Genomic DNA, 24,885 nt, shown 5'->3' with positions numbered 1-24,885 from the left:
GGCGTGATAACGGGATGAGGGGCTATGTCCAATCTATTGAAGTTATTGGTCGTGTTAGCCGTTGGCGGGCTCATCGGTTACTTTGTCGGGAACCGTCAGGAGCTGGCCCAGAGCAGTCTGTTGGTGGTACAGCAGGAGACGCTGGATCATCAGGGCAAGGCCATCGGCCAGCTCAAGACCGAATTGGGGGTGAAAGATACCCAGCTGGCGACCCAGAAAGCGGCCTTCGAGCAGTTGCAGACCACCCTGAAGAGTCAGGAGGCGCAGGTGCAGGAGCTCAAGCGCCAGCTGGCCTTTTTCGAGCGGATCATGCGCCCCACCGGCGAACAGGTGGGGGTGGTGATCGATAACCTGACCTTGCAGGAGACCAGCATTCCCGGTCGCTACCACTATCGTCTCGCCCTGACCCAGCCCGCCAAAAAGCGGGAGCTGTTTCGTGGTCAGGTGCAGATCCGGGTCGAGGGGAGTCTGGCTGACAAGCCGAAGACGCTAACCGGCCGCGATCTCGGGATGAAGGTGAGCGGGTGGCGCTATGCCCTGCGTTATTTTCAGCTGCTGGAAGGGAATTGGCAGTTGCCGGAAGGCTTTGTGCCGGATCGGATCCGTGTCACCATCAACAAGGATGGCAGGCAACCGGCGCAAGAGCTGCTGGTTGAGTGGGGCGAGGTGATCAAGCCGCTGGTCGCCGCGCCGCCTGCTCCGGTTCCCGCGGCCGGTTAAACGTGGTGAATACTTGAACTGAATGGTCGGGTATTGGATAATTTCGCGGTTTCCATGTTTGTGGATCTAATGGTTGTGAGGTCAGTAATGAGTGCAGTAGCAGAAGCCCCGCTGCCCATCCAGATGACGGATGCGGCGGCCAACAAGGTGAAGAACCTGATCACCGAGGAAGAGAATCCCGAGCTGAAGCTGCGGGTATACATCACGGGTGGGGGCTGCTCCGGTTTCCAGTATGGCTTTACCTTTGATGAGAAGATCAACGACGGGGACACCGTAGTCGAGAAGAATGGCGTCACCATGGTGATCGATCCCATGAGCCTGCAATATCTGGTAGGTGGCAGCGTGGATTACACCGAGGGCCTGGAGGGTTCACGCTTTACCGTGACCAACCCCAATGCCACCACGACCTGTGGCTGTGGCTCCAGCTTCTCCATCTGATCGGCGTATCGGTCTGATGAAACGGCTCTCGGCAACGAGGGCTGTTTTTGTTTGTGGGCTCTGGGATGACGGTAAAACAGCATCCCCCCTGAAACAACAAAGGCGCCTTGGTGGCGCCTTTGTTGTTTCAGGATGGCTTAGCGGGAGCTTGCCGCCGCGACCAGCGGGATCCGGTTCACCGCCTTGCCCATGTAGGCGAGGGTGATGGTCACAATGATACAGGTGAAGCTCAGCCACATGTAAGGCAGGTAGTCGAGGGTTGCCACCCCCAGCACTCCGGCCATGAAGATGCCGTTGTCGCTCCAGGGCACCATGCCGCAGGTGAGGGTGCCGCCAAACTCGGCGTTGCGAGAGAGGTTCTTGCGCGCCAGTCCCAGTCGGTCGTAGTTCTTGGCCATGATCTTGGGAGTCAGGATCAGCGACACATACATGGCCGAGCCAAACACGTTAGCCAGAAACGCAGTGCCGATGGTGTGGCTGGTCAGGCTGCCGACGCTATTGATGCGCTTCTCGAAGGCGCTGGCAATCACTTCCAGAATGCCGACCTTCTCCAGCAGACCGCCAAACCCGAGACCGAAGATGATGACCGCGACCGAGCCCAGCATGGACTCCATGCCGCCGCGACCGAGAATGTTGTCGATAAAGTCGATGCCGGAGGTGATGGCAAACGGACTATAAGCCGAGTGCATTGCCTTGACCGGATCCATGCCCTGGAAGGCGATGGCCCAGATCAGGCCCAGCAGGGCGCCGAAGCTGATCACCGGGAAGGCGGGCTTGCGATTGGCCAACAGGCCCAGTACCAGCACCACCGGCACTATGGCCAGTGGGGTAATGTTGAACTGGTTGTCGAGAGCCTCCATCACCAGATTGACCTGCTCCAGGCTGACATTGCCCGAATACTGCATGCCCACTACGGTGAATAGCACGGCAGTGATGACATAGGAGAGCAGGCTGATGGGCAGCATCCCCTTGATATGTTCCACCACGTCGACGTTGGACATGGTGGACGCCAGCACTACTGAGTCGGAGAGCGGAGAGAGCTTGTCACCGAAGTAGACGCCGGAGAGCACGGCACCAGCTACCAGCGGCGCAGGCACGCCGAGGCTGTGGCCGATCCCCATCATGGCGATACCGGCGGTGGCGGCAGAGCCCCAGGAGGTGCCGGTGGCCAGCGAGGTCAGGGAGCAGATGATCAGGGTTGCCAGCAGGAAGATGGACGGATGGATCACCTTGAGGCCGAAATAGATGATGCTGGGAACAATGCCGCCGGCAATCCAGGTGCCGACCAGGGCACCGACGGAGACCAGGATCAGGATGGCCCCCATCCCCTTGGCAACGCCGTCAACGGCTGCCTGTTCCAGAGATTTGTAATCGTGGCCGAGTTTGATGCCAAGCCCCATGATGACGAACCAGGCGATGAACAGCGCCAGCTGGATCGGCAGATCGAGCACGCTGGTGAACGAGAATGCCAGGGCCAGGAAAATGGCCAGACAGGCAAACACCTGTGCCATGCCCGGTAGTCGGATGTGGTTTTGTTGGTTTTGCATAGATACTTCCTAAACTCTTGCTCGCCAAGGTCACTCCCTCTCGTCCTGTGGATACATCGATCCCGAGGAGGCAACCCAAAAAGAGGCCGCAATCTACCACAAACCCGGCGGGTTAAAGCCCCATCAAATTGGCAAAAATGCACATTTGATTGAAAAAATCACAAATTAGTTGATCTCATAACCCGTTTTTGAGCGGCCTGTTGACACTAAGGGTCACATACGAAGCTTACCCGTGACGCTACTTGCATCCCCAGTAGATGAAGATGATAATTATTATCAATTGTTGGTTGGGGAGAAAACAATGCGCTGGATATTGCGGGGGATGATGTTGCTGGTGGCGGTGGCCGTACTCGCATGGGGTCAGGATAAAGAGTACGGCACCTGGAGTGTAGGTTTTCTGCTGGCTGCCTGGGTGATGCTGGAGCCCGGATTGCGGCCCGCCTTGATCTTGCTGCCAGTGGCCGGGTTGACCGGTATCGTCACCCTGCTCTGGCAGCAGCCCTGGTTATGAGCTTTTGACGGGAGCCTGCTTGATCTTCTGCTGTGCCACCTTGAGCGATTCGACCACCAGTTTCTCCATTTCGGTGCGCTTGGCGTCGGTCAGGAAGTAGATCATGTCGACATTGTGGCGAATATAGTGGGCGGGGAGCTGGTTGAGGGTGAGGCAGCAGAGGTCGGCCATCTGATCGCTGTTGAGCTTTTGCTGCAGCCCCTGTTTCTCAATCTCCTTGAGCACCAGATGTTCGTAAAAGTTGTGAATGTCGGTATCCAGTATCATATGCGTTCCTTGGCATGACGATGAGCGGGGAGTCGTCAAAAGCATAGCCATAACAAGGAGTAAAAACAAAAGGCCCATCACTTTCGTGATGGGCCTTTTGCGTAATGAATGGTGCGAAGAGAGGGACTCGAACCCTCACATCCGTGGGACACTAACACCTGAAGCTAGCGCGTCTACCAATTCCGCCACCTTCGCACACTGATTTTCTCCAGCTGGTTTTTAAATGCGGTTGGAGCGCATTGCTCTGTGTTTACATGTCAGAATCATGGTGCGAAGAGAGGGACTCGAACCCTCACACCCGGGGGGCACTAACACCTGAAGCTAGCGCGTCTACCAATTCCGCCACCTTCGCACATTCGGGTTTCCAGTCTGGATTTACATGCTGTCTGGATAAAGCATGGTGCGAAGAGAGGGACTCGAACCCTCACATCCGTGGGACACTAACACCTGAAGCTAGCGCGTCTACCAATTCCGCCACCTTCGCACATTGTGTTACCAGTTTTGATTTACATGCTGTCTGGAGAAGCATGGTGCGAAGAGAGGGACTCGAACCCTCACACCCGGGGGGCACTAACACCTGAAGCTAGCGCGTCTACCAATTCCGCCACCTTCGCACATTCGGGTTTTCTAGTTGGATTTACATGCTGCTGAATCAGCATGGCAGTATTGGTGCGAAGAGAGGGACTCGAACCCTCACATCCGTGGGACACTAACACCTGAAGCTAGCGCGTCTACCAATTCCGCCACCTTCGCATCACTGCGGAGGGGGATTCTATAGAGTTTTGGGGGAGCGTCAACAGCCAAAGGGGACTTTTTTCGCTGTTGACGCTCAAAGTGGCGCCAAGGGTACAAAACTTCAGCAATTAGCTGACGTTTGGCATTCAGTAACGGCCCAATGCGCTCTGATACATCCGTTCATACTGGGTGACCGAGTCAGGCCAGTTGAAGCGGGTGCTCATGGCATTGCGCTGCACCTTGGCAAAACGCTCTTTGTCCTGCAGGAAATAGAGCAGGCTGCGGCGCATGGTATCGAGCAGGATGGCGGCAGTCGGATCGTTGAAGCAGAAGCCGGTGGCATGCTCGGGATCCGCATCCCAATCCACCACGGTATCTTTCAGACCACCCACGGCCCGCACCAGTGGCAGGGTGCCATAGGCGAGACTGTACATCTGGTTGAGGCCGCAAGGCTCGAACAGCGAGGGCATCAGGAAGAAGTCGGCACCGGCTTCGACCAGATGGGCCAGCCGATCGTCATAGGTGTTGATGAAGGCGAGCTTGCCCGGATAATCCCGGGCCATGGTTTGTAGTTGCGTGGCGAGCGCAGGATCGCCAGAGCCGACGATCACCACTTGTACCTGATGGTGGAGGAATTTCTCCAGCGCAGGGAGCAGCAGGGGAACGCCCTTCTGCTCGGTCAGGCGGCAAACCATGCCGTAGATGGGCAAGCCTGCCACGGCCAGCCCCGCCTCCTGCTGCAGGCTCTCTTTGCAGATCTGTTTGCCAGCCATGTTGTCGATGCTGTAGGTCGCAGGCAGGAATTCGTCGAACTCCGGATCCCAGTCCTTGTAGTCGCAGCCGTTGAGGATGCCGCAGAGATCCGCCGCCCGCTGCTGGAAGATATGCGCCATGCCGTGGGCGCCGAGGTGAGTCAGTAGCTCCTGGGCATAGTTGGGGCTGACTGCGTTGATCTTGTCGGCGTAGAGCACCCCGCATTTGAGCAGATTGACGTGGCCGTAGTCGTAGTTGATGCGGCGTTCGTAGTCGGCGATCTCGGGCATGGCCCAGAACTGCTCGCGGCCAAACACACCCTGAAACGCCGCATTGTGAATGCTAATTATGCTGCGGGTCTGCTGGAAGAAGGGGTTGTGGGCGTGACGGGTTTTCAGCAGCAGTGGCAGCAGGCCGGTGTGCCAGTCATTGCAGTGGGCGATATCAGGGGCAAAGCCGAGCTGCTCGCAGGCATGGAGGGCCGCGGCCGAGAAGAAGGCAAAGCGCTCGCCATTATCCGGATAGGCCTGGTTGTTCTCGGCGTAGAGCTGGGGACGATCGAAATATTGCGGGCAGTCGAGCAGATAGACGCAGACGCCATCCAGCTCCATCTGGTATATACGATAACCGATATCAGGCAGCCCGGGGTGGGTTGGCAACCAGCGTGACGCCACCAGTCTGGCCTCATCCCGTCGCTTTATCGTCTTGTAGAAGGGGAGCATGATCCTGACGTCATGCCCCTTCTGGGCCAGGTACATCGGCAGGGCTCTGGCGACATCGGCCAGGCCCCCGGTCTTGACCAGCCCCTCAACTTCCGAGGCAACAAACAGGATTTTCAGTGGGTTAATAGCCAACTCTTGCTCCCTTAGGTACCACCACGATACCGCCTTCGGATACGGTAAATCGCTCTCTATCGTGGTCCAGATTTTCACCGATAACGGTGCCGGGCGCAATTTCAACGTTTTTATCAATGATCGCGCGCCGGATGGAGCAGCCTTCACCAATCTTCACATCCCCCAGCAGCACGGACTCACTGATATGGCTGCACGCGCCGATATTGCAGCGGAAACCGAGGATGGATCGCTGGATCTGGCTGCCCTGAATGAAGCAACCGGCGGAGATCAGGGAGTTGGCGATCTTCACCTTGCACTCGTCGCTGTCGATGAAGGTAGCAGGCGGCAGCGCCGGATAGTGGGTGTGCAGGGGCCACTTGCGGTTATAGAGGGAGAAGGGGGGATTGTCGGCCACCAGGTCCATATGCGCTTGCCAATAAGAGTCGAGGGTGCCCACATCCCGCCAGTAGACGTGCGGTTTCTCGCCGGGGATGACGTTGGTGCTGTAGTCATAGACATAGACGGGGGCACGCGGGTAGAGGCTCGGGATCACATCCTTGCCAAAGTCGTGGCTGGAGTTCTCCTCGGCGGCATCCCGCTTCAACTCGCGGCAGAGGGCATCGGTCTCGAAGATGTAGTTTCCCATGGAGACCAGCGCCTGGGTCGGATCGCCGGGAATGTGCTTGGGCTGCTTTGGTTTTTCCTGAAAGCCGATCATCCGCCCTTCGGTATCCACCTCGATCACCCCGAAGGCGCTCGCTTCTTCGATGGGCATGCGAAGTGCCGCGACCGTCATGGCGGCGTTCTTCTGCTTGTGGAAGGTGACCATCTGGCTCACATCCATCTTGTAGATGTGGTCGGAGCCGAAGATGCAGACGTGATCCGGTTCGGCTCGCTCGATAAAACCGAGGTTCTGGTAGATGGCATCGGCGGTGCCGTCATACCAGCGTTTGCCCATTCGCATCTGGGCCGGGATGGGATCGATAAAACGGTCGGTGATGCCGACGATATTCCACCCCTTCTTCATGTGCAGGTAGAGGGACTGTGATTTGAATTGGGTCAGTACATAGATGCGCAGAAAGTCGGCGTTGACGAAGTTGTTGAGGACAAAGTCGATTAGCCGGTAGCTGCCACCGAAGGGGACGGAAGGCTTGCTGCGGGTGGTGGTCAGAGGCTGCAGGCGAGTACCTTCGCCACCAGCCAGGATCATGGTCAAAATGCCTGCCATCGTATTTCTCTCCCTGAATGAACAACATGAAAAGGTTTTCAATGTTCGGTATAAAAACACCCCTAAAGGGGTGGTTTTTATCGTGTGCTTAATACCTTATCAGATGCCGGATGGCGCTCTCTAGCTGTTTTATTGTGCTGCTTACACTTATTTACATTTTGCTCAGATAGACCTTGAATTTGGCATCACTGCTGATCACTTCAGTCCGTTTGAAGTGTGTCTCCAGTATAGGCTGATAGCGCAAGAAGGCGTTGGCAACAATGGTCAGCGAACCATTTGGCAGCAAAAATTCCGGCGCCTTGGCTAGGAACTGCTCGGTTGCCGCATAGAAGGTTTTGAGACCCGCATGGAATGGCGGGTTGGAGACGATGTGCTGGAAACGGGTGGAGACATCCGAATAGACATCGGAAGCTGTGACCTTGCCCTGCAGACCGTTGATCGCCAGGGTGCGGCGGCTCGATTCGAGCGCCAGTGCGCTGATATCCACCATGTTGACCCGCAGATCCGGATTGCGCTTGGCCAGCACAGACCCAATTACCCCGGCGCCGCAGCCAAAATCGAGCAATTCGCCCGTCATCGGTGGCACTGCAGCCAGCAGCATCTGGGTGCCGAGATCCAGCTCGGCGGCGCTGAAGACGCCGGGCAGCGCCAGCACGGTCAGTTCGGTATCACCGGCCTTGCACTGATAGCGGCCAAACCAGCTATCCAGATTGAAAGGTTCAACCGGTTGGCTCAGCTCACCGTGATAGAGCGAGCAGCGGCGCGCCGAATCGCGCTTTATCGGCTTTTCGCCATAGGGGGCCAGTAGCTTGTCGGCGCCATTGATGCCGCCGCGGTTTTCACCGGCGAGGAACAGATCGGCACCCGCTTCCAGCAAGGGGGTCATCATGGCCAGCAGATATTGTGCCTCGGCCTTGGCCTTGGGCATCAGCAGCAACAGGGCATCGAAGCGCGGGGCTCCACCGAGCTGGTGGTCGAACAGGATAGCCTCGCCGAGGGCGGCCTGCTGGCTGCGGTAGTAGCAGTAATCGGTGGTAAAGACGGTCAGGGTCTGGGCCAGGCTCGCCAGCTGGCGGGGATAGTCATCCTCCAGCGCGCCACAGACAAGTAGCCGCTTGCCGACAAAGAGGGCTTGGTTTCGTTCCAGCATCTGGCTGACGGCACTGATAGGGCTGCTCATCGGGTCTCTCCACGCAATTTTGGGCGGCCATTATACATAGCCCCTTTCGCCTTGACATTTATGCCGTGTTCCCGAAATATGCCCAGACACCATTTTTTGACCAGAGATGACGAAATGCGGTTCAACGGGTTGAAACGAAAGCACAAAAAAAGCCTGAAATTCGGGCCTGCCGACGTTCGCGCGTAACCTCTCATCCCTGAGAAGCTTCAAACCCCGGTTGCGCACATCGTACCGGGGTTTTTTATTGCCATATGCGCGTCATTTAGGAGAAGGAGATCCCATGTTTCAAGGTTCAATCGTTGCGTTGATCACCCCGTTTCGACAGGGAAAGCTGGATGAAGAGGCGCTGCTGCGTCTGGTGGAGTGGCATATCGAACAGGGTACTCACGGCATTGTGCCGGTAGGCACCACGGGCGAAAGTCCGACCCTGACCCACGACGAGCACTGCCGGGTGGTGGAGCTGGTGGTCAAACAGGTTGCAGGTCGCATTCCGGTGATTGCCGGGGCCGGTTCCAACAACCCGGTCGAAGCCATCGAGTACACCCTCCATGCAGAGCGGGTGGGCGCCGATGCCACCCTGCATGTGGCCGGTTACTACAACCGTCCCAATCAGGAGGGGCTCTACCACCACTTCAAGGCTGTCCACGACGCCACTGCCAAGCCGATCATCGTCTACAACATCCCGCCGCGCGCCATTGTCGATGTGCAGCCCGCGACCCTGGCCCGTCTGGCCGAACTGCCGCGCATTGCCGGGGTGAAAGACGCGACTGGCGATCTGGCGCGCCCCTGGACCGAGCGCCAGCTGATCAAAAAGCCTTTCGCCTGGCTATCCGGTGAAGATGCCACGGCTGTGGCCTACAACATCGGCGGTGGTCAGGGCTGTATCTCTGTGACCGCCAACGTGGCGCCCAAGCTGGTGGCCGAGGTGCAGAACCTCACGCTGGCGGGCAAGTGGCAAGAAGCGCGTGAGCTGCAAGACAAGCTCATTCCGCTCCATCAGGCGATGTTTGCCGAGCCGAGCCCGGCTGGTGCCAAATATGCCGCTTCCCTGCTCGGTTTCTGTAGCGAGGAGTGCCGCCTGCCGGTGATGCCGCTGTCGGAAGCGACCCGCGAGCGCATTCGCAGCGCCATGCAGCAGCTCAACCTGCTGTAATGCAAAACGGGTGAGCCAAGGCTCACCCGTTTTGTTTTCGGCTTTTGTTTCTGGCCTTTGTATTTACGACATCGCCCTACTCAGATTGCGTGATGCAGCCAGGCGGCGATGGCCAGCTGCAACTCGACATATGCCGGATAGAGGAAGAGATCGGCCAGTTCGGCAGGCCACTCGTTTTGCTCGTCCGATTGGGCTTGCAGATGGGCGTGCAGGCTGGTCAGTGCTGGCAGCCAAGGTGCGGGTTGTGGCAGCGCGGCCGCAGTGCGGGCGACCAGATCGATCCCCTGGCACAGGGCCGCGAGTGCCTGCTGTTGAACGCATTCATCCTGCAAATGCTCCAGCCAGAGCTGCTCGTGATGCTGCCAGTGACGCAGCCCCTCGCTGATCCCTGTCATGCTTTCAATATCTTCACTCGCGACCAGTGCCTGCAGGGCCAGCGGTTTGCCGAGCCCGGCCAGTCGATAGCCGCGCTGGGCCTTGGATTGGGCGCCAAGGCGCAGCCCGCCGATCCTGGCAAGGCGCCGGGCCAGTGCAAACAGCGCCGCGGTAGCGCCTGATTTGAGCTCCAGTTCCAGCTCGTTGATGGTGGTGCTGCCTTTACTGCCGACTATCTCTCCCTGATCCCAGGCCAGCTCAATCTCGGCCCCCTCGAAGACGATCAGCCAGTGGCGGCGCAGGAAGTCGGTGCGAAACTGGGCGACCAGCTGCTGCTGAATGTGGTCACGCTCGGTCAGGGTCGGCCAAATTTCATCGGGAAAGGTCGAGAGGGTCGGCAGATCGCCGCTGACAGGGGCGTTGTACTCGGGTCTGGCATGCAGGCCGCCCACCACCTGGCCACGGCATTTGATGGTCTGCTCGGCGAAGGCATCGCAGCGGCGAATACGCAGCCCCATATCCAGTTGGCGCAGAGCCAGGGTCGGCGTATCGAAATAGACGTTGCCGAGCTGCTGTTGTGATGATTCTTTAATCTCAAGAGAATTCAGCAGGTTGGATAACTCGGGTTGAATGTCGCGGGCGACAAAAAACTTTATCTCGATCTCAGTTTGCATAGTCATTCCGGGCTGGCAGGCAACTTTGGGGGGCAGGATTCGGGTCGCGGGGATATAATGCCCGCGAGACGACTAGATTAATTCGCGGTTTAATTGAGGGCGCAGTTCGGTTACCATGCGCGCCTCATAAAATCGTATCGAGTGTTTTTTCACCGACACAGGTTTGGCCATGCCAGTAAATACTATTTTGGGGCTTTTTGCCAAGTCCCCCATCAAGCCGCTGCAGAAGCATATCGTCAAGGTTCACCAGTGCTCCCAGCAGTTGGTTCCCTTCTTTGACGCAGTTGCCGAAGACCGTTGGGAAGATGCCGAGAAGATCCGGCAGCAGATCGCCCAGCTGGAAAAAGAGGCAGATACCCTCAAGCGTGAAATCCGTCTGAAACTGCCTCGCGGCCTGTTCCTGCCGGTTGCACGCACCGACCTGCTGGAGCTGTTGACCCAGCAAGACAAGATTGCCAACCGTGCCAAGGATATCTCCGGCCGCATGCTTGGTCGTCGCATGGAGTTCCCCGCCGAAATGCGGACGGATTTCATGGCTTACCTCAAACGTTGTATTGATGCGACCGCTCAGGCCGAGAAAGCGATCGGGGAGCTCGACGAGCTGCTCGAGACCGGCTTCAAAGGACGGGAAGTGGAAATGGTTGCCGAGATGATCCACCAGCTGGATCTGATCGAGGACGATACAGACACCATGCAGATCGGACTGCGCCAACAGCTGCAAGCGGTTGAGCACAATTACAATCCGATCGATGTGATGTTCCTTTACAAGATCCTCGAATGGGTAGGTGACCTGGCAGATCAGGCCGAGCGTGTAGGCGCCCGTCTGGAACTGATGCTGGCTCGTTCGTAATCGACTGACTGGGTAAACACTATTAATGGACATTATCGCGAATTACGGCACCACTCTGGTGCTCGTGGCGGCCTTGTTCGGCTTTTTGATGGCTTGGGGCATTGGCGCGAATGACGTAGCCAACGCCATGGGAACATCGGTCGGCACCAAATCCCTGACCATTCGTCAGGCGATCATCATTGCCATGATCTTCGAATTTGCCGGCGCCTATCTGGCCGGTGGCGAAGTAACGGCCACCATCCGTAACGGCATCATCGACAGCAATGCGTTTGTCGATAGTCCGGACTTGCTGGTGCTCGGCATGATCGCCTCCCTGCTGGCGGCAGGCGCCTGGTTGATCCTCGCCTCCTACTTCGGCTGGCCCGTCTCTACCACTCACTCCATCATCGGCGCCATCGTCGGTTTTGCGGTGGTGAGCATTGGCCCGGAAGCGGTGCAGTGGAGCAAGTTTGGTGGCATCGTCGGCTCCTGGGTCATCACCCCGGCCATCTCAGGTGTCATCGCCTACTTCATGTTCATCAGCGTGCAGAAGCTTATCTTCAACACCGATGATCCCCTGAACAACGCCAAGCGCTATGTGCCGTTCTACATGTTCCTGACTGCACTGGTGATCTGTCTGGTGACCATCAAGAAGGGGCTGACCCACGTCGGTCTGCACCTGAGCGATGGCGAGGGCATTCTGCTCTCCATCGCCATCTCCATCGCAGTGGCGTTTGCCGGCTGGATCTACATTCGCGGCCAGAAGTACAACCCGCAGGATGACAGCAAGATGCACTTCGCCAACGTGGAGAAGGTGTTCGGCATCCTGATGGTGATCACTGCCTGTGCCATGGCCTTTGCCCACGGCTCTAACGACGTGGCCAACGCCATCGGCCCGCTCTCTGCAGTGGCCTCTATCGTGGCTTCCGGTGGTGAGATTTCCAGTCAGGCAGCCATTGCCTGGTGGATCCTGCCCCTTGGCGGTATCGGTATCGTGATCGGTCTGGCGACCATGGGCGAGAAGGTGATGGCGACGGTCGGTACCGGCATCACTCACCTGACCCCGAGCCGTGGTTTTGCTGCCCAGCTGGCGACTGCCGCGACCGTAGTGATTGCCTCCGGTACCGGTCTGCCCATCTCCACCACCCAGACCTTGGTCGGTGCTGTGATGGGTGTCGGTCTGGCGCGCGGCATTGCGGCGCTGAACCTGGGGGTACTGCGCAACATCGTGGTCTCCTGGATCATCACCCTGCCTGCCGGTGCCATTCTGGCTATCGCCATCTTCTACGTGCTGCAAGCCTGCTTCTCCTAATCGAAGCGGCATTCAGCAAAAAGCCCGAGTCATCGACTCGGGCTTTTTTATTGTGCGCGGGAGAGAGGTGCTGCTCCCTTTGCAATCTGCCTTAGAGGCTGGCGCAGATCTGCCACAGATCGTACTGGATAGCGGCGGCGGTCACTTCCCGACCCGCCCCCGGCCCCTGGATCACCAGCGGGTTGGTGCGATAGCTGTCGCTCTCGATGGCGAAGATGTTGTCGCACGGCAAGAGGTTGGCAAACGGGTGGTGGGGCTCCAGCGCCTCCAGTCCGACCCGCGCCTTGCCGTCATGCTCGAAGCGGGCCACGTAGCGCAGCACCTTGCCGAGGCGCTTGGCCCCTTCAAAGGCGGTCTGGATCGGGCCATCCAGCTCTTTCAGTCTGTCCATGAACTGATCGGCGGTCACCTTGCGCAGCGTAACGGGCACCAGATTCTCCAGCTCGATATCGGCGGAGTCGAGCTCGAAGCCTGCTTCCCGCGCCAGAATAAGCAGCTTGCGCCGCACATCCTGACCGGAGAGATCTTCGCGGGGATCCGGTTCGGTCAGACCGTGCTGCCACGCCTCGTCCACCAGCTCGGAGAAGGGGCGGGTGCCGTCATACTGCTGGAACAGCCAGGAGAGGGTGCCGGAGAAGATGCCGGAGACCCCCTGAATGCGGTCGCCGCTCTGGCGCAGCATCTGGATGCTGGACTGGATTGGCAGCCCTGCGCCCACGGTTGCGTTGTAGCGCCACTGCACCTGATGGTCACGGCAGGTTTGCTTGATGCGCTGGTAGAACTCGCTGTCGGCAGCACCGGCAAACTTGTTGGCGGCGATGATGTGAATGCCAAGCTGGGCGAAGTCGGGGTAGTAGCGGCTCACCGTTTCGCTGGCGGTCATGTCCAGCGCAACCAGCGCATCGAAGCCGTGCTGTTCAAGCTGGGAGAGCAACTCCGGCCAGATCAGCGGCTTGGGATTGAAGTTGTCCTGTACCTTGAGGGGGTTGAGCCCCTCTTCATCCAGCAGGCCCCCTTCCGAGCTGAACACCCCGTAGAGGGTGAGCGCCAGATTGAGCTCATGTTCGAGCCGTGCTTTTTCGCGGGCATAGAGGCTCAGCCAGTGGCCGCCGATATTGCCCTTGCCGAACACCACCAGTCCGACCCGGGTCGGGCGGCTGAAGAGGGCGCTGTGCAGGGCGATGAGCAGCGGCTCCAGCACTACCTGACGCAGCACGGCCACCAGACTCAGGCCATCTCGGGCCACCTGGACGAACTCCAGCGGTTGATCTGCCAGCAGCTGATAGAAGCGATGACACTGTTCTGCGTTGTCGGTGACACCGGCGCCGACCAGCGCTACCAGACTGTACCCCTCTTTCTGAATGAGGCCGGTGAAGCTCCCTTGCAGCTGGAAGTCGCGCAGCAGCTCGAAGGCGCCCTGTGCTACCTCAAGGGTGTAGGCGAGACGCAGGATCCGGCGATCCGGCTGGCGCTGCAGGGTGAGCGGGTTGAGACGGTGGCGGGCCAGATGGGCCTCGATGGTGGCCACCGTCTGTTCATAGTTGGTCTGCGGCAGCACTTTCAGCTCGATGAGGGCGATCTGATCCACCGAGGAGACGATGCGGGCTCCACCGGAGCGGGGGGCGCGGCGCAGGATGTGGGTGCAGCCCTCGTCCGGGTTGTAGCTGCAGCGCAGGGTGAGGCGCTGGCGGCTGTCGGCCACCGGTTGCAGGGTGCGCGAGTGCAAGACCGACGAGCCGAGGCGGGCCAGCTCGTTGGCTTCGGCGAGGCTCAGGCGCTCCAGCAGGCGTGCCTCCTTCACCCGGCGCGGGTCGGCGCTGTAGACACCGGCCACGTCGCTCCAGATGGTGGTGGATTCGCCGTCCGCCAGCAGCGCCAACAGGCTGGCGCTGTAGTCAGATCCGTTGCGACCGAGCAGCAGGGAGCGCCCCTCCATGTCGGCGGCGATAAAGCCGGTTACCACGATGCGACCGGCATGCTCCGCCAGTCGCGCCTTGAGCAGTTCGCTGGAGAGGGCGGTATCCACCTTGACCAGAGCGCCATCCTCGGCGCGCAGGAAGCTGCGGGCATCGAGCCAGATAGCCTTGTCGCCGCGACTGGTAAGCAGGGCAGCCAGCAGGCGCGCCGACCACACTTCGCCAAAGGCGAGCAGGCCGTTGCGGGCGAAGCGGTCAAACTGTCCCTCCAGCGTTTTGGCGATCAGCTGCATGTCGTCGGCCAGCTGCTTGCTCAGGTCGAGCTGCAGTTCACCCTCCAGCAAGCCGTCGATCAGGCTCTGCTGATAGGCCTGAAGGGCAGAGATGGCTTCACCGGCGGCTTCGTCCCCCGCTTCGGCCAGCTCCACCAGCTGGATCAGCCGGTTGGTGGTCTTGCCAGCGGCGGAGACCACGATCAGTTCATCCCCGCCCACCTGTTGTTCAACGATACTGGCGACCCGGCGATAACAGACCGGATCCGCCAGACTGCTGCCACCAAACTTGTGGACGTGACGCCGCTTCAATCCTGCTTCTGCTGCCACCGCGATCTCTCCTTGTTGCTGCTGTTCCATTACTTCGCTACCTGTTCTGCCTGCTGCGCCTGTTCAAAAGCCTGAGCCAGATCGGCCACCAGGTCTTCACCGTGTTCAATACCGACCGACAACCGCAGCAGTTGGGCGCTGATGCCTGCTGCCTGCTGCGCCGCCGGGGTCATGGCTCTGTGGGTCATGCTGGCCGGATGGGCCACCAGACTCTCCACCCCGCCGAGGGACTCGGCCACCGAGAAGAGGGTGAGGGCCGCGAGGAAGGCGCGAATGCCTGCCTCGCTGCAATCGAGTTCAAAACTTAGCATGGCGCCGAAGCCGGACTGTTGACGGCGCGCAATATCGTGGCCCGGATGGCTCGGCAGGCTGGGGTGATAGATGCGTTTCACCAGTGGCTGCTGTTGCAGGAAGGTGAGGATGCGATCGGTATTCTCCTGATGGGTGCGCAATCTGGGGGCCAGAGTGCGCAGGCCGCGCAGGGTGAGGTAGGAATCGAACGCCCCGGAGGTGAGCCCCAGACAGTTGGCCCACCACACCAGCGACTCGGCCAGTGCTGCCTCCTTGGCAATCGCCACTCCGCCCACCACGTCGGAGTGACCGTTGATGTACTTGGTGGTGGAGTGCACTACCACGTCGGCACCAAGTGCGAGCGGCTGTTGCAGCAGGGGGGAGAGGAAGGTGTTGTCCACCACCACCTGTGCACCCACCTCGTGGGCGGCGCTGGCAATGGCGCTGATATCCACCACCCGCAGCAGCGGGTTGGAGGGGGTCTCGACCCATACCAGCGCAGGCTTTTGCGCCAGTGCGGCGGCCAGTGCGGCCTCGTCACCCTGATCGACAAACTGCACCCGGTAGTGGCCCTTGGCCGCCAGATACTCAAACAGACGCCAGGTGCCGCCGTAGCAGTCGTGGGGGGCGAGCAGCAGATCCCCCGCCTTGAGCAGTGCTGTGGTGACCAGATGGACGGCCCCCATGCCGGTGCCGGTAACCACGGCGCCTGCGCCCCCTTCCAGCGCCGCCAGCGCGTCCGCCAGATTGGTGCGGGTCGGATTGCCGGAGCGGGCATAATCGTATTGACGGGGCTCGCCAAAGTCGGCAAAGGTGTAGTTGCTGGAGAGGTAGATGGGGGGCACCACGGCACCGTGCTGTGTGTCTGTCTCAATCCCGGTGCGAACCGCCAGGGTGGCCTTGTGGGTCATATCACTCTCCTTGATGTCTTTTCACACGCCGGCATCTTGCTGCCACGCGCCATCCCGCCATTGCGGGCTCATGGTCAACCACACTACGCCAGCTTAAAAAAGCCGTCAACACTTCCAGACGTCTAAATGGCTTTGCTGTTGGATTGCCATTAATTTCCTTAAGGGTTAAAATCCGCGCTCACGGCTAAATGAGAACAGGTGAGTCATGGGAACAGAGTGGAACGGCGACTACGTCAGCCCCTACGCGGAACACGGTAAGAAGAGCGAACAGGTCAAGAAGATTACCGTCTCGATCCCGCTCAAGGTGTTGAAAGTGTTGACCGATGAGCGCACCCGCCGTCAGGTGAACAACCTGCGTCATGCGACCAACAGCGAGCTGCTCTGTGAAGCCTTCCTGCACGCTTTCACCGGCCAGCCGCTCCCTTGCGACGAAGACTTGCGCAAGGATCAACCGGACAGTGTCCCGGCCGAAGCGCGCGCCATCATGGAAGCGCTGGGCAAAGAGATCGAAGATTTCGACAAGGAATAACCCCCAATGACGCGGCCCTGGCCGCGTCATTGCTATCTGCCATGTCCCGCTTCAGCCTGCGCCACTATCACCACCACTTCTGCAGCCATAGCCACGACTTTGCCCAGCTGGTGATCCCCCTCGACGGCCCCCTCGAGATCGAGGTGCAGGGCCGGGGGCGCAGGCTTGCCCCCGGTTCTGCCTGCATCATCGCTCCCGGCGAGCGGCACGACTACGCCGCCGATCCCGCGCTTTCGTTTCTGGTGCAGGAGAGCGACTGGCTACCCGGCGATCTGGCGGCTCACCCCTTTATCGAGCTGGATGAGCCCCAGCGCCACTACCTCGCTTTTCTGCACCGCATGGTGGCCGAAGGGCGGCAGGTGGCGGGCATGGCGCAGGTGTGGCTCTCCCTGCTGGCGGAAGGGCAGGGGATGCAGAGCACTGCCACCCCGCGTCTTGCCGCTCGCATCCTCAAGGTGCAGCGCCATATCGATGCCAATCTCGCCGCCCCGCTGACCAATCAGCAACTCGCCGCCATCGCCTGCCTTGGCCAGAGCCAGTTCAAGCTCGCCTTTCGCCAACAACTGGGGGTAAGCGTCTCCCACTACATTCGCAGCCGGCGCATGGCACTGGCGCGAACCCTGCTTGCCGGTACGCAACTGCCCGTTGGGGAGATTGCCAGCCGCTGCGGCTACCAGAATCAGGGGGCCTTCGGCGAGCGCTTCCTGGCCGAGACCGGGCTCACTCCGTCCCTCTGGCGCCAGCAAAACGGCCACCTGCCGCAACGAAACGGCTGATCGCCGAAGACAGCCTTCTCTCTTTGGGCCATGCTGCGGGTCATGCAAGGTGCACGATAAACAGGAGCCGAAATGGAGACGATTAGCTGGCAGGATTTCGAGATGGTGGAGCTGAGGGTGGGTACCCTGGTGCGGGTCGAGCCGTTCCCCGAGGCGCGCAAACCGGCCTACAAGGTGTGGGCGGATTTTGGCCCTGAACTGGGGATTCGCAAGAGCAGCGCCCAGATCACCGCACTCTACCAGCCAGAGCAGCTGGTGGGCCGCCAGATCATCGCCGTAGTCAACTTCCCGACCAAGCAGATCGGCCCGTTTCAGTCGGAGTTTCTGCTGACCGGTTTCTATCGGCCGGATGGCGCTGTAGTGATGGCTATCCCCGAGCAAGCGGTGGAGAACGGCGCCAGGCTGGGCTGAGCTCACACCCGAACAGAGAGAAGAGAGGCGACCCAAGGTCGCCTCTCTTTTTGTTTTCTGCTGCGAGTCGTTACTTCAACAGGCTGAAGATCAGCGCCGATACCGCCAGCGAACCGGTCAGCAGGATAAAGCCGTTGGTCCAGCCGTGACGGAAGCGGGCCAGCGCCTCCACCTTGTAGATTGCAATCACCGGCATGATAAACAGGATCATGGCGATGACCGGGCCGGAGAGGGTCTCCATCAGCCCCAGAATGCCCGGGTTGATGACGGCGGCCCCCCAGATAGAGAAGAACATCAGGGCGATACCGACTTTGTCCGCCTTGGCCAGCGGCAGGCCGGTAGGCTTGGCGATCAGGCTTTTCAGGCTTTCACGGGCACCGAGGAAGTGGCCAAGGAAGGAGGAGCTGATGGCGATAAAGGCGATGAGCGGTCCCAGAGTCACGATCACCGGGTTATCGGTGATGTTGGCGAGATAGGAGAGCACAGAGACGTTCTGGGCCTTGGCTTCGGCCAGTTGGGCTGGCGAGAGGCTCAGCACGCAGGAGAAGACGAAGAACAGCACAAAGCCCACCAGCATCACTGTGGTGTTGCGCAGGATCAGGCCGCTCTTGGCTTCTGCCTGCTCGCCATATTCACGACGCTGCACGTTGGCAAAGCCGGAGATGGCGGCGGCGTGGCTGAAGGCGAACACGGTGACCGGCAGCGCCAGCCAGACGGTGTTGAGGAAGCTGACTCCTTCAAACGCGGTCACTTCCGGCCATTGCCACTGAGGGATCAGGTAGCAGGAGAGGGCTGCCAGAATGGCCGCCAGCGGATAGACCATAAAGGCGAAGGCGCGCAGCATCGCTTTCTCACCCGCCAGCATCACGGCGATCATGGCGAATACCAGCACGCCGGAGAGCATCACCCGATCCGGGGTTGCCATGCCGAGCTGGTTGACCATAAAGCTCTCCACCGTGTTGGTCAGACCGACCCCGTAGATGAGCAGGATCGGGAAGATGGAGAGGAAGTAGAGCGCCGAGATGAGGCGACCGGCCATCTTGCCGAAGTGCTCCTCCGCCACTTCGGTGAAGTCGGCGTGGGGACGTGAAGAGGAGAGCACGAAGCGCGCCAGCCCGCGGTGGGCGAGGAAGGTCATGGGGCCTGCCAGTACTGCGACGATGACGAGGGGCCAGATCCCGCCCAGACCCAGATTGATAGGCAGGAACAGGATACCGGCGCCAACGGCGGTGCCAAACAGGCTGATGACCCAGTGGGTGTCGTGACGGCGCCAGCGGGTGGTGCTGGCCGTGGTGGAGCAGGAACCGGATAGCTCCTTGGTAGCCTCTACAGATAAACTCATTACTAATTCACTTTTTGTTAGTGTTTTAATCTGAGTTTATTGTGGTTTATCGGGATTTAATTCTCAAAAAGCGAGACTGAAACATATCACTACCATTGCGGGGTTTAGCCAGCGAGATTGGGAATGGAATCTGGGTCGCAGAATGCAACAAAACTGATATTGGCTATTTTTGTGAAATATAAAACCAAAATTCGATCGGCTATCATTTTTTTATTTTGACTAATCAGGTGTTTTCAGAATTACGTGAAAAATCGCACCATTTCTCGCCGACCGATTGTGATGTTTCACTATCATTTTGCCGCTTTGCCAGCGTATCACGCTGTTCAAGAGTGCTTTGACCAGCGGATCACACCGGCCATCACTCGGGGAAACTTCCCTGACAAAGCAGGCGGCCATCGGGCCGCCTGCTTGTCTGGTGTGATGATATCGCTACTCGTCTAGTGGGCCAGAATGTTGCCCCAGGCGAGATCCGGATCCCCCATCACGATAAAGTCAGGGTTCTCCAGCGACTCGGTTTCGTTGTAACTGAGCGGCTGCAACGCCAGGCTGAGGATGCGGCCACCGGCTGCTTCGACGATGCACTGGGCGGCGGCGGTATCCCATTCGCCGGTGGGGCCGAGTCGCACGTAGCAATCGGCCGCCCCTTCCGCCACCAGACAGGATTTGAGGGAGCTGGAGCCAAGCGGGATCAGCTCGTAGTTGATGGCCGGGTTGAGACGGCGGGTGAGGTTTTCCAGCTTCTGGCGGCGGCTGATAGCAACCACCAGCGAGTCGGGCTGGTCATGTTCGTGATGCATGGCGCTGATGGGCAGTACCTCGCCATTCACCTCCTTGAAGGCGCCGTAGCCGCGCACCGCCCAGTAGAGCACGTTGGACTCGGGAGCATAGATGACCCCGAGCACCGGCACATTGTCCCGCACCAGCGCGATCAGGGTGGCGAAGTCGCCGCTGCCCGCAATGAACTCACCGGTACCGTCGAGAGGATCCACCAGCCAGTACTGTCGCCAGTTGGATCGCTGGCTGAAGGGGATGTCGGCTGCCTCTTCGGTCAGCACCGGCACATGGGGGGTGAGCGCCGACAGCGCCTGTTTGAGGTAGGCATCGGCAGCAAGATCGGCACTGGTGACCGGAGTGGCATCCTCCTTCAGCTGACGCTCGAACTGACCGCCATGATAGATGTCGTGAAGGATCCTTCCAGCTTCGCGGGCAATCTCCTTGACCCCCGGCACCCAGGCCAACAACTCCTGCATCTCGTTATCCTCTGTCTGTTAACTGCCCGTCTGCGGGCTACTCTGCTTGCTCCGCCAGCCACTTCTGGGCCAAGAGCAGGGCACTGATGCTGCGCGACTCGGTGAAGTCGGGGCGCGCCAGCAATTCGTCGATCCGGTTGAGGGGCCAGGGGATCACTTCCAGCGGTTCGGGCTCGTCGCCGATCCGCTGCTCGGGGAAGAGGTCCCGCGCCAGCAGGATGTCCATCCGGCTGGAGAAGTAACCGGGCGCCAGCGACACCTGTTTGAGCAGGGTGAGGCTGTTGGCGCCAAAGCCCGCCTCTTCCATCAGCTCCCGGTTGCCAGCCTCGAAGGCATCTTCGCCCGGGTCGATCAGCCCTTTAGGGAAGCCCAGCTCGTAGGAGTGGGTGCCCGCGGCATATTCGCGCACCAGCAGCAGGGTGTGGGCATCGAACAGCGGCACCACCATGACTGCACCCCGGTTGCCGCCGCGCATCCGCTCGTAGACCCGCTCTTCGCCATTGGAGAACTTGAGGTGGAGGGACTCCACTCTGAACAGCCGGCTCTCGGCCACGATATCGGCTTTGAGGATCTCCGGCTTGCTCTTGGGGTGATCCAGTTGGTCGGCTGAGATGTGCTCGGGTCTGCTCTTGTGGGGGTCGCTCATCGGACGCTGGCTGCTCGTTAAAAAATCGTGCTTCAAGAGTAAACGACTCTCACACCGAACACCACGGGCTAAGGATGGCAAAGGGGGAGGAAAAATCCGTTATACTGCCGCCCCGTTTTCCGAGATCCGCGATCAAGAGGCCCGATGCCACACTCCCGCTCCATCACCTTGCCCTGGCACCAGATAGATACCGTCTTGCTCGATATGGATGGCACCCTGATCGATCTGCATTTTGACAACCACCTCTGGCAGCAGCTGGTGCCGGAGCGTTACGCCGAGCGGCTCGGTCTGCCGCTGGATGAAGCCAAAGCGCAGATCGACGTCCACTATCACGCCGTCAACGGCACCCTCAACTGGTACTGCGTGGATTACTGGAGCGAGACCCTGGGGCTCGACATCCGTGCCCTCAAGCAGGAGCTGCTGGCGAAGATCCAGTGGCGTCCCCACGCCATCCCCTTTCTGGCCGAGCTGCGCGCCGCGGGCAAGCAGCTGGTGCTTTTCACCAATGCCCACCCCGCCAGTCTGTCGGTGAAGGATGCGCAGCTGGGACTAAGCAACCATCTGGATCTGATGGTGAGTACCCACGAGCTGGGCTGGTCGAAGGAGAGCCAGCACTGCTGGCAGGCACTGGCCGAGCGGCTGGCGTTCGATCCAGCCCGCACCCTGTTTGTGGATGACAGCGAGCGGATCCTGCGGGCCGCCGCCGACTATGGCATCGGCTATCAGCTGGCGATCCAGAATCCGGATAGCTGCAAGCCGGAGCAGAGCATCACCGCTTTTCCGGCGATCCGCGACTATGCCGAGTTGCTGCCGCTGGCAATCTGAGTCTGCTGAAACGAGAGAGGGCTGCATCGTGCAGCCCTCTCTGTATCTGAAACCTGGCGGTGAAAAAATCACAACTCCCGAAACGGGCGCCGCTTCTCCTCTTCGATGACTATCGCCTCCAGATTGGCGATCCGCTCCTGCAGTTCTCTGATGATCATATCCTGCTTGCCGAGGCGGTCGGTGATGCGGGCATCCCCCATCTGATAGCGAGCCCGCTTGCCGAGATATCCGAACAATACGCTGATAAATACGATCAGGACTATGCCTGTCCACATGGTCATGTCACGACTCCTTGTCGTCTATAAACGGCGAAAACGCTGATGGGATCCGTTCTGTTTTCTCATAGCCGCCAATTGGTCGCAATGGGTCCCGTTTCGCCTTTGTGATGCAGTTGGCTATTGCTGCCAGAGCGGGCGGCCAAGCCACCACCTTGTTACCCGGGTGGCTATTGCTGCCAGAGAGGGCGGCCAAGCCAGAGTCCCCACAGGGTGAGGTGCAGCAGCACGATAAACCAGAAGACCAGCCGGTAGCTGCGCTTCTGGGTCTTGTGGCGCAGCCACTGGCGGGCAACTAGCGCCCCCGGCCAGCCGCCACACAGCTCCAGCAGATGGAGCCTCGATTCGGGCATGCGCCACTCTCCCCGCACTGCCTGCCGCTTGTCCCAGGCGTAGGCGGCCACCGTGAGCAGGCTCATGGAGAGCAACACGGCCAGCGGCCACCACTGCTGGCTGTCGAGGCCGAGCCAGAGGGTCCAGCCCAGTGGCAGCAGCGCCAGCGCCATCACTGGGCCAGCTCCCAGCAGCGCTCCTCATCCTGCTTGAGAGTGCGGATCACCTTGGCCGGATTGCCCACCGCCACCGAGTCGGCCGGGATGTCGCGGGTCACCACGGCGCCTGCGCCAATGATGGAGCGCGGCCCTATGGTGACGCCGGGGCAGATGATGGCGCCGCCACCGATCCAGCAGTCGTCACCGATCCGCACCGGCTTGTTGTAGGCGGTCCAGTTGCGTCGTTCCAGATAGTTCATGGTGTGGGTGGCGGTGTAGATCTGCACGTTGGGGGCCAGCAGCACATGGCTGCCGATGTGCACTTCGCCCACGTCGAGAATGGTGACGTTGAAGTTGAAGAAGGTCTTCTCGCCGATATGAATGTTGCGGCCAAACTCGCAGGTGAACGGCGTGCTGATCCAGCAGGAGTCGGGGCAGTGGCCAAACAGTTCGCGGCAGATCTGCTGGCGCCGAGTGCCATCGCCCGCCGATGAACTATTGAGCCGGGCCAGCAGCGCCTGACCGCGGATCCGGTCGTTGGCTATCTCCTCGCTTTGGCTGTCCAGTGCCCCGCCAGCCAGTACCTTGTCCCAGTCGCTCGCCATCGCTACCTCCTCATGCTGCAAGAGCAGGCAGTATACGTGACTGTCAGGGGCGCCGTCAGTCTGTCACTTGTTGCAGGTGATCCCGGTCAACCTGCAGGCCAGATAAGGGGCTGGATCAGCAGGGCCGAGACGAAGTAGGGGAGCAGCACCCGCAGTCCCAGCCGGCGGCCGCCTATCCCCAGGGCCAGCAGCCCCTTCACCAGCGAGTTGACCAGTCCGGCCAGCAGGATGCCGCGAGCGGCGACCTCTAGTGCCAGCTCCTTGTGGGAGAGCTGGGAGAGCGACAAGGTGATGGCGTCCACATCGGTGATCCCCGACACCAGCGACAGCAGATAGACCCCCGAGTTGCCTACCTTGTCTTGCAGCAGGGTGGCCATAAAGCCGATCAACGCCAGCAGCAGGCCGAACTTGATGGCGGTGGCCAGATCGAGCGGGTTGCTGGTTTCCGGCTGTACCGGGCCGTCAGTCAGCTCCTCGCGCTGGCGCCAGAACCAGAAGGCAAAGCCGTAGACAGTGGTGGCCAGCAGCAACAGGGGGGCGACGAGGCGCATCGCCAGCTCGCTGTGAATGAGCAGCACCAGCACCAGCAGCCGCAGCCACATGGTGGCCCCTGCCAGCAGGATGCCGGTGGCCAGTAGCCGCTCCAGCCCTCCTTGTTCCTTGTTGAGGCGGGCAAACTGCAGGGTGAGGGCGGTGGAGGAGGCCAATCCCGCCAGTATGCTGGTGAGCACCAGTCCGGCGCGAGTGCCGAGTAACCGCACCGCGAAGTGGCCACAAAACGAGATGCCGGCGATCACCACCACCATCAGCCAGGTCTTGAAGGGGTTGAAGGCATCGAGGGGGCCCATCTCCTCGTTGGGCAGTACCGGCAGCAGTACCAGCGAGATGAGCAAAAAGCGCAGGGTGGCGTGGAATTCGGTTTCGCTGAGAAACAGCATCCCCTGCTGGATCTTGCCCTTGAGCCCCATCAGCAGGGCGGCCAGCACGGCGCAGGCCACCGCCTCGCTCGGGCTCAGCAGCACCGACATCAGCCCCAGCAGATAGGTGAGCAGCATGGCCACCGAGCTGGTGAGACCGAACTCCCCTTGCCAGCGCTGGGCCAGCCAGACCGAGAGGCCGCAACCGATCACCACCGCCAGCAGGCCGAGCAGCGGCAGCCAGGGGCCCAGGGTCGGCAGCAGCAAGCCGCAGACCCCGCCGAGCAGGCCGATAAGGCCGTAGGTACGCATCCCGGCGATGCGCTGGTTATCCCCCAGCTGGCGCACCTGCCAGCCCCGCTCCAGTCCGATAATCAGGCCGATGGCCAGCGAGACCAGGGCTCCGTTGACCGGTTCTGCATTGATCCACATGGCGGCTTCCTTTCGCATCGTTGCAGCCTGATCCCATGATGGCACAGCGAGCAAGGGGGCAGAGGGGCATGGCTCACAGAGTCTGCGTCCGGCTCCCGATGCGAGTGGCCG

At 60.2% G+C, this 24,885-nt stretch carries 25 protein-coding genes and 5 tRNA genes; 10 read left to right on the top strand and 20 right to left on the bottom strand.

Translation table 11 applies throughout. From position 1 onward, the window contains the following. Positions 1 to 24: 24 nt before the first annotated feature. Positions 25 to 720, top strand: coding sequence for a DUF6776 family protein (locus tag AB5Y84_RS18460; protein WP_368177534.1), 696 nt, complete (start codon positions 25 to 27; stop codon positions 718 to 720). 87 nt (positions 721 to 807) lie between these two features. Then, positions 808 to 1,158 carry an iron-sulfur cluster insertion protein ErpA gene (gene erpA, locus AB5Y84_RS18455; protein WP_005340225.1) on the top strand — a complete coding sequence of 117 codons (351 nt, stop codon included), beginning with the start codon at positions 808 to 810 and terminating at the stop codon, positions 1,156 to 1,158. Positions 1,159 to 1,295: 137 nt separating this feature from the next. Here erpA and nhaC read toward each other — a convergent pair whose 3' ends face one another. Further along, positions 1,296 to 2,705 carry a Na+/H+ antiporter NhaC gene (gene nhaC, locus AB5Y84_RS18450; protein ID WP_005357819.1) on the bottom strand — a complete coding sequence of 470 codons (1,410 nt, stop codon included), beginning with the start codon at positions 2,703 to 2,705 and terminating at the stop codon, positions 1,296 to 1,298. 301 nt (positions 2,706 to 3,006) lie between these two features. Between nhaC and AB5Y84_RS18445 the strand changes: the two genes are divergently transcribed. Then, the gene (locus tag AB5Y84_RS18445) at positions 3,007 to 3,216 is read left to right on the top strand and encodes a hypothetical protein (RefSeq protein ID WP_005343034.1); all 210 of its coding nucleotides are present in this window, start codon (positions 3,007 to 3,009) and stop codon (positions 3,214 to 3,216) included. Here AB5Y84_RS18445 and AB5Y84_RS18440 read toward each other — a convergent pair. From AB5Y84_RS18440 to rsmC, 9 genes are all read right to left on the bottom strand, one after another. Further along, entirely contained in the window at positions 3,211 to 3,483 is a 273-nt protein-coding gene (locus AB5Y84_RS18440) for a late competence development ComFB family protein (RefSeq protein WP_005343036.1), read from the bottom strand. The two genes, AB5Y84_RS18445 and AB5Y84_RS18440, sit on opposite strands and share 6 nt — an antisense overlap. 109 nt (positions 3,484 to 3,592) lie before the next feature. Then, positions 3,593 to 3,678, bottom strand: a tRNA-Leu gene (locus AB5Y84_RS18435). Between the two features lie 71 nt (positions 3,679 to 3,749). Then, positions 3,750 to 3,835: transfer RNA gene (locus AB5Y84_RS18430), tRNA-Leu, on the bottom strand. Positions 3,836 to 3,881: 46 nt separating this feature from the next. Continuing rightward, a tRNA-Leu gene (locus tag AB5Y84_RS18425) sits at positions 3,882 to 3,967 on the bottom strand. A 44-nt stretch (positions 3,968 to 4,011) separates the two neighbouring features. Beyond that, positions 4,012 to 4,097, bottom strand: a tRNA-Leu gene (locus tag AB5Y84_RS18420). A 53-nt stretch (positions 4,098 to 4,150) separates the two neighbouring features. Beyond that, positions 4,151 to 4,236, bottom strand: a tRNA-Leu gene (locus AB5Y84_RS18415). Positions 4,237 to 4,364: 128 nt separating this feature from the next. Next, positions 4,365 to 5,825 carry a glycogen synthase GlgA gene (glgA, locus tag AB5Y84_RS18410; protein ID WP_368177533.1) on the bottom strand — a complete coding sequence of 487 codons (1,461 nt, stop codon included), beginning with the start codon at positions 5,823 to 5,825 and terminating at the stop codon, positions 4,365 to 4,367. Continuing rightward, positions 5,815 to 7,032, bottom strand: coding sequence for a glucose-1-phosphate adenylyltransferase (gene glgC, locus AB5Y84_RS18405; RefSeq protein WP_005340236.1), 1,218 nt, complete (start codon positions 7,030 to 7,032; stop codon positions 5,815 to 5,817). Before glgC ends, glgA begins: the two co-directional genes overlap by 11 nt. A gap of 151 nt (positions 7,033 to 7,183) precedes the next feature. Beyond that, positions 7,184 to 8,212, bottom strand: a complete 1,029-nt coding sequence (gene rsmC / locus AB5Y84_RS18400; RefSeq protein WP_368177532.1) for a 16S rRNA (guanine(1207)-N(2))-methyltransferase RsmC — start codon at positions 8,210 to 8,212, stop codon at positions 7,184 to 7,186. Between the two features lie 280 nt (positions 8,213 to 8,492). On the opposite strand from rsmC, the gene dapA reads away from it, so the two are divergent. Then, entirely contained in the window at positions 8,493 to 9,365 is an 873-nt protein-coding gene (gene dapA, locus AB5Y84_RS18395; RefSeq protein WP_043820620.1) for a 4-hydroxy-tetrahydrodipicolinate synthase, read from the top strand. Between the two features lie 80 nt (positions 9,366 to 9,445). Here dapA and AB5Y84_RS18390 read toward each other — a convergent pair whose 3' ends face one another. Then, positions 9,446 to 10,414: an inorganic triphosphatase gene (locus AB5Y84_RS18390; protein WP_368177531.1), complete on the bottom strand. Its 969-nt coding sequence runs from the start codon at positions 10,412 to 10,414 to the stop codon at positions 9,446 to 9,448. Positions 10,415 to 10,583: 169 nt separating this feature from the next. Here AB5Y84_RS18390 and AB5Y84_RS18385 point away from each other — a divergent pair, with 169 nt between their 5' ends. Together AB5Y84_RS18385 and AB5Y84_RS18380 are read left to right on the top strand one after the other, a co-directional pair. Then, a complete protein-coding gene (locus AB5Y84_RS18385) occupies positions 10,584 to 11,264 on the top strand; it encodes a TIGR00153 family protein (protein ID WP_005340244.1) in 681 nt (226 codons plus the stop codon). Positions 11,265 to 11,289: 25 nt separating this feature from the next. Next, the gene (locus AB5Y84_RS18380) at positions 11,290 to 12,555 is read left to right on the top strand and encodes an inorganic phosphate transporter (RefSeq protein ID WP_005343043.1); all 1,266 of its coding nucleotides are present in this window, start codon (positions 11,290 to 11,292) and stop codon (positions 12,553 to 12,555) included. Positions 12,556 to 12,646: 91 nt separating this feature from the next. On the opposite strand, the gene AB5Y84_RS18375 is transcribed toward AB5Y84_RS18380, so the two are convergent. Beyond that, entirely contained in the window at positions 12,647 to 15,103 is a 2,457-nt protein-coding gene (locus tag AB5Y84_RS18375; RefSeq protein ID WP_199428089.1) for a bifunctional aspartate kinase/homoserine dehydrogenase II, read from the bottom strand. Further along, complete coding sequence (gene metB, locus AB5Y84_RS18370) at positions 15,103 to 16,275, bottom strand: cystathionine gamma-synthase (RefSeq protein ID WP_368177530.1); 1,173 nt, start codon at positions 16,273 to 16,275, stop codon at positions 15,103 to 15,105. Before metB ends, AB5Y84_RS18375 begins: the two co-directional genes overlap by 1 nt. A 205-nt stretch (positions 16,276 to 16,480) precedes the next feature. Here metB and metJ point away from each other — a divergent pair, with 205 nt between their 5' ends. The 3 genes from metJ (at position 16,481) to AB5Y84_RS18355 (ending at position 17,991) form a co-directional block, all read left to right on the top strand. Next, positions 16,481 to 16,804 (top strand): met regulon transcriptional regulator MetJ, encoded by a 324-nt coding sequence (metJ, locus tag AB5Y84_RS18365; protein ID WP_005340251.1) that lies wholly within the window; start codon positions 16,481 to 16,483, stop codon positions 16,802 to 16,804. A gap of 41 nt (positions 16,805 to 16,845) precedes the next feature. Further along, positions 16,846 to 17,580 (top strand): AraC family transcriptional regulator, encoded by a 735-nt coding sequence (locus tag AB5Y84_RS18360; RefSeq protein WP_042053270.1) that lies wholly within the window; start codon positions 16,846 to 16,848, stop codon positions 17,578 to 17,580. A 72-nt stretch (positions 17,581 to 17,652) separates the two neighbouring features. Then, on the top strand, positions 17,653 to 17,991 hold the full coding sequence (locus tag AB5Y84_RS18355; RefSeq protein WP_005343050.1) for a tRNA-binding protein: 339 nt from the start codon (positions 17,653 to 17,655) through the stop codon (positions 17,989 to 17,991). 70 nt (positions 17,992 to 18,061) lie between these two features. Here the strand turns inward: AB5Y84_RS18355 and AB5Y84_RS18350 are convergent, their stop codons facing one another. The 3 genes from AB5Y84_RS18350 to nudE form a co-directional block, all read right to left on the bottom strand. Then, on the bottom strand, positions 18,062 to 19,333 hold the full coding sequence (locus tag AB5Y84_RS18350) for an aromatic amino acid transport family protein (RefSeq protein ID WP_071913476.1): 1,272 nt from the start codon (positions 19,331 to 19,333) through the stop codon (positions 18,062 to 18,064). 437 nt (positions 19,334 to 19,770) lie between these two features. Further along, positions 19,771 to 20,583, bottom strand: coding sequence for a 3'(2'),5'-bisphosphate nucleotidase CysQ (cysQ, locus tag AB5Y84_RS18345; RefSeq protein ID WP_005357849.1), 813 nt, complete (start codon positions 20,581 to 20,583; stop codon positions 19,771 to 19,773). 37 nt (positions 20,584 to 20,620) lie between these two features. Then, positions 20,621 to 21,229 (bottom strand): ADP compounds hydrolase NudE, encoded by a 609-nt coding sequence (gene nudE / locus AB5Y84_RS18340; RefSeq protein WP_168176965.1) that lies wholly within the window; start codon positions 21,227 to 21,229, stop codon positions 20,621 to 20,623. Positions 21,230 to 21,373: 144 nt separating this feature from the next. On the opposite strand from nudE, the gene yrfG reads away from it, so the two are divergent. After that, the gene (gene yrfG / locus AB5Y84_RS18335; RefSeq protein WP_368177529.1) at positions 21,374 to 22,054 is read left to right on the top strand and encodes a GMP/IMP nucleotidase; all 681 of its coding nucleotides are present in this window, start codon (positions 21,374 to 21,376) and stop codon (positions 22,052 to 22,054) included. 68 nt (positions 22,055 to 22,122) lie between these two features. On the opposite strand, the gene AB5Y84_RS18330 is transcribed toward yrfG, so the two are convergent. The 4 genes from AB5Y84_RS18330 to AB5Y84_RS18315 all read right to left on the bottom strand — a co-directional run bounded on the left by AB5Y84_RS18330 (position 22,123) and on the right by AB5Y84_RS18315 (position 24,774). Further along, entirely contained in the window at positions 22,123 to 22,335 is a 213-nt protein-coding gene (locus tag AB5Y84_RS18330) for a hypothetical protein (RefSeq protein WP_005340264.1), read from the bottom strand. Between the two features lie 164 nt (positions 22,336 to 22,499). After that, complete coding sequence (locus AB5Y84_RS18325) at positions 22,500 to 22,838, bottom strand: DUF1294 domain-containing protein (protein ID WP_368177528.1); 339 nt, start codon at positions 22,836 to 22,838, stop codon at positions 22,500 to 22,502. Continuing rightward, positions 22,835 to 23,425: a sugar O-acetyltransferase gene (locus tag AB5Y84_RS18320; protein ID WP_368177527.1), complete on the bottom strand. Its 591-nt coding sequence runs from the start codon at positions 23,423 to 23,425 to the stop codon at positions 22,835 to 22,837. Before AB5Y84_RS18320 ends, AB5Y84_RS18325 begins: the two co-directional genes overlap by 4 nt. A gap of 86 nt (positions 23,426 to 23,511) precedes the next feature. Then, on the bottom strand, positions 23,512 to 24,774 hold the full coding sequence (locus AB5Y84_RS18315; RefSeq protein WP_368177526.1) for an MgtC/SapB family protein: 1,263 nt from the start codon (positions 24,772 to 24,774) through the stop codon (positions 23,512 to 23,514). Between the last annotated feature and the right edge of the window lie 111 nt (positions 24,775 to 24,885).

The sequence above is a fragment of the Aeromonas sp. s11 genome, assembly GCF_040907945.1.
Lineage (GTDB): Bacteria > Pseudomonadota > Gammaproteobacteria > Enterobacterales > Aeromonadaceae > Aeromonas > Aeromonas veronii.
Note: the sequence above shows the minus strand (reverse complement) of the source record. Positions and strands in the feature narration are given on the sequence as shown.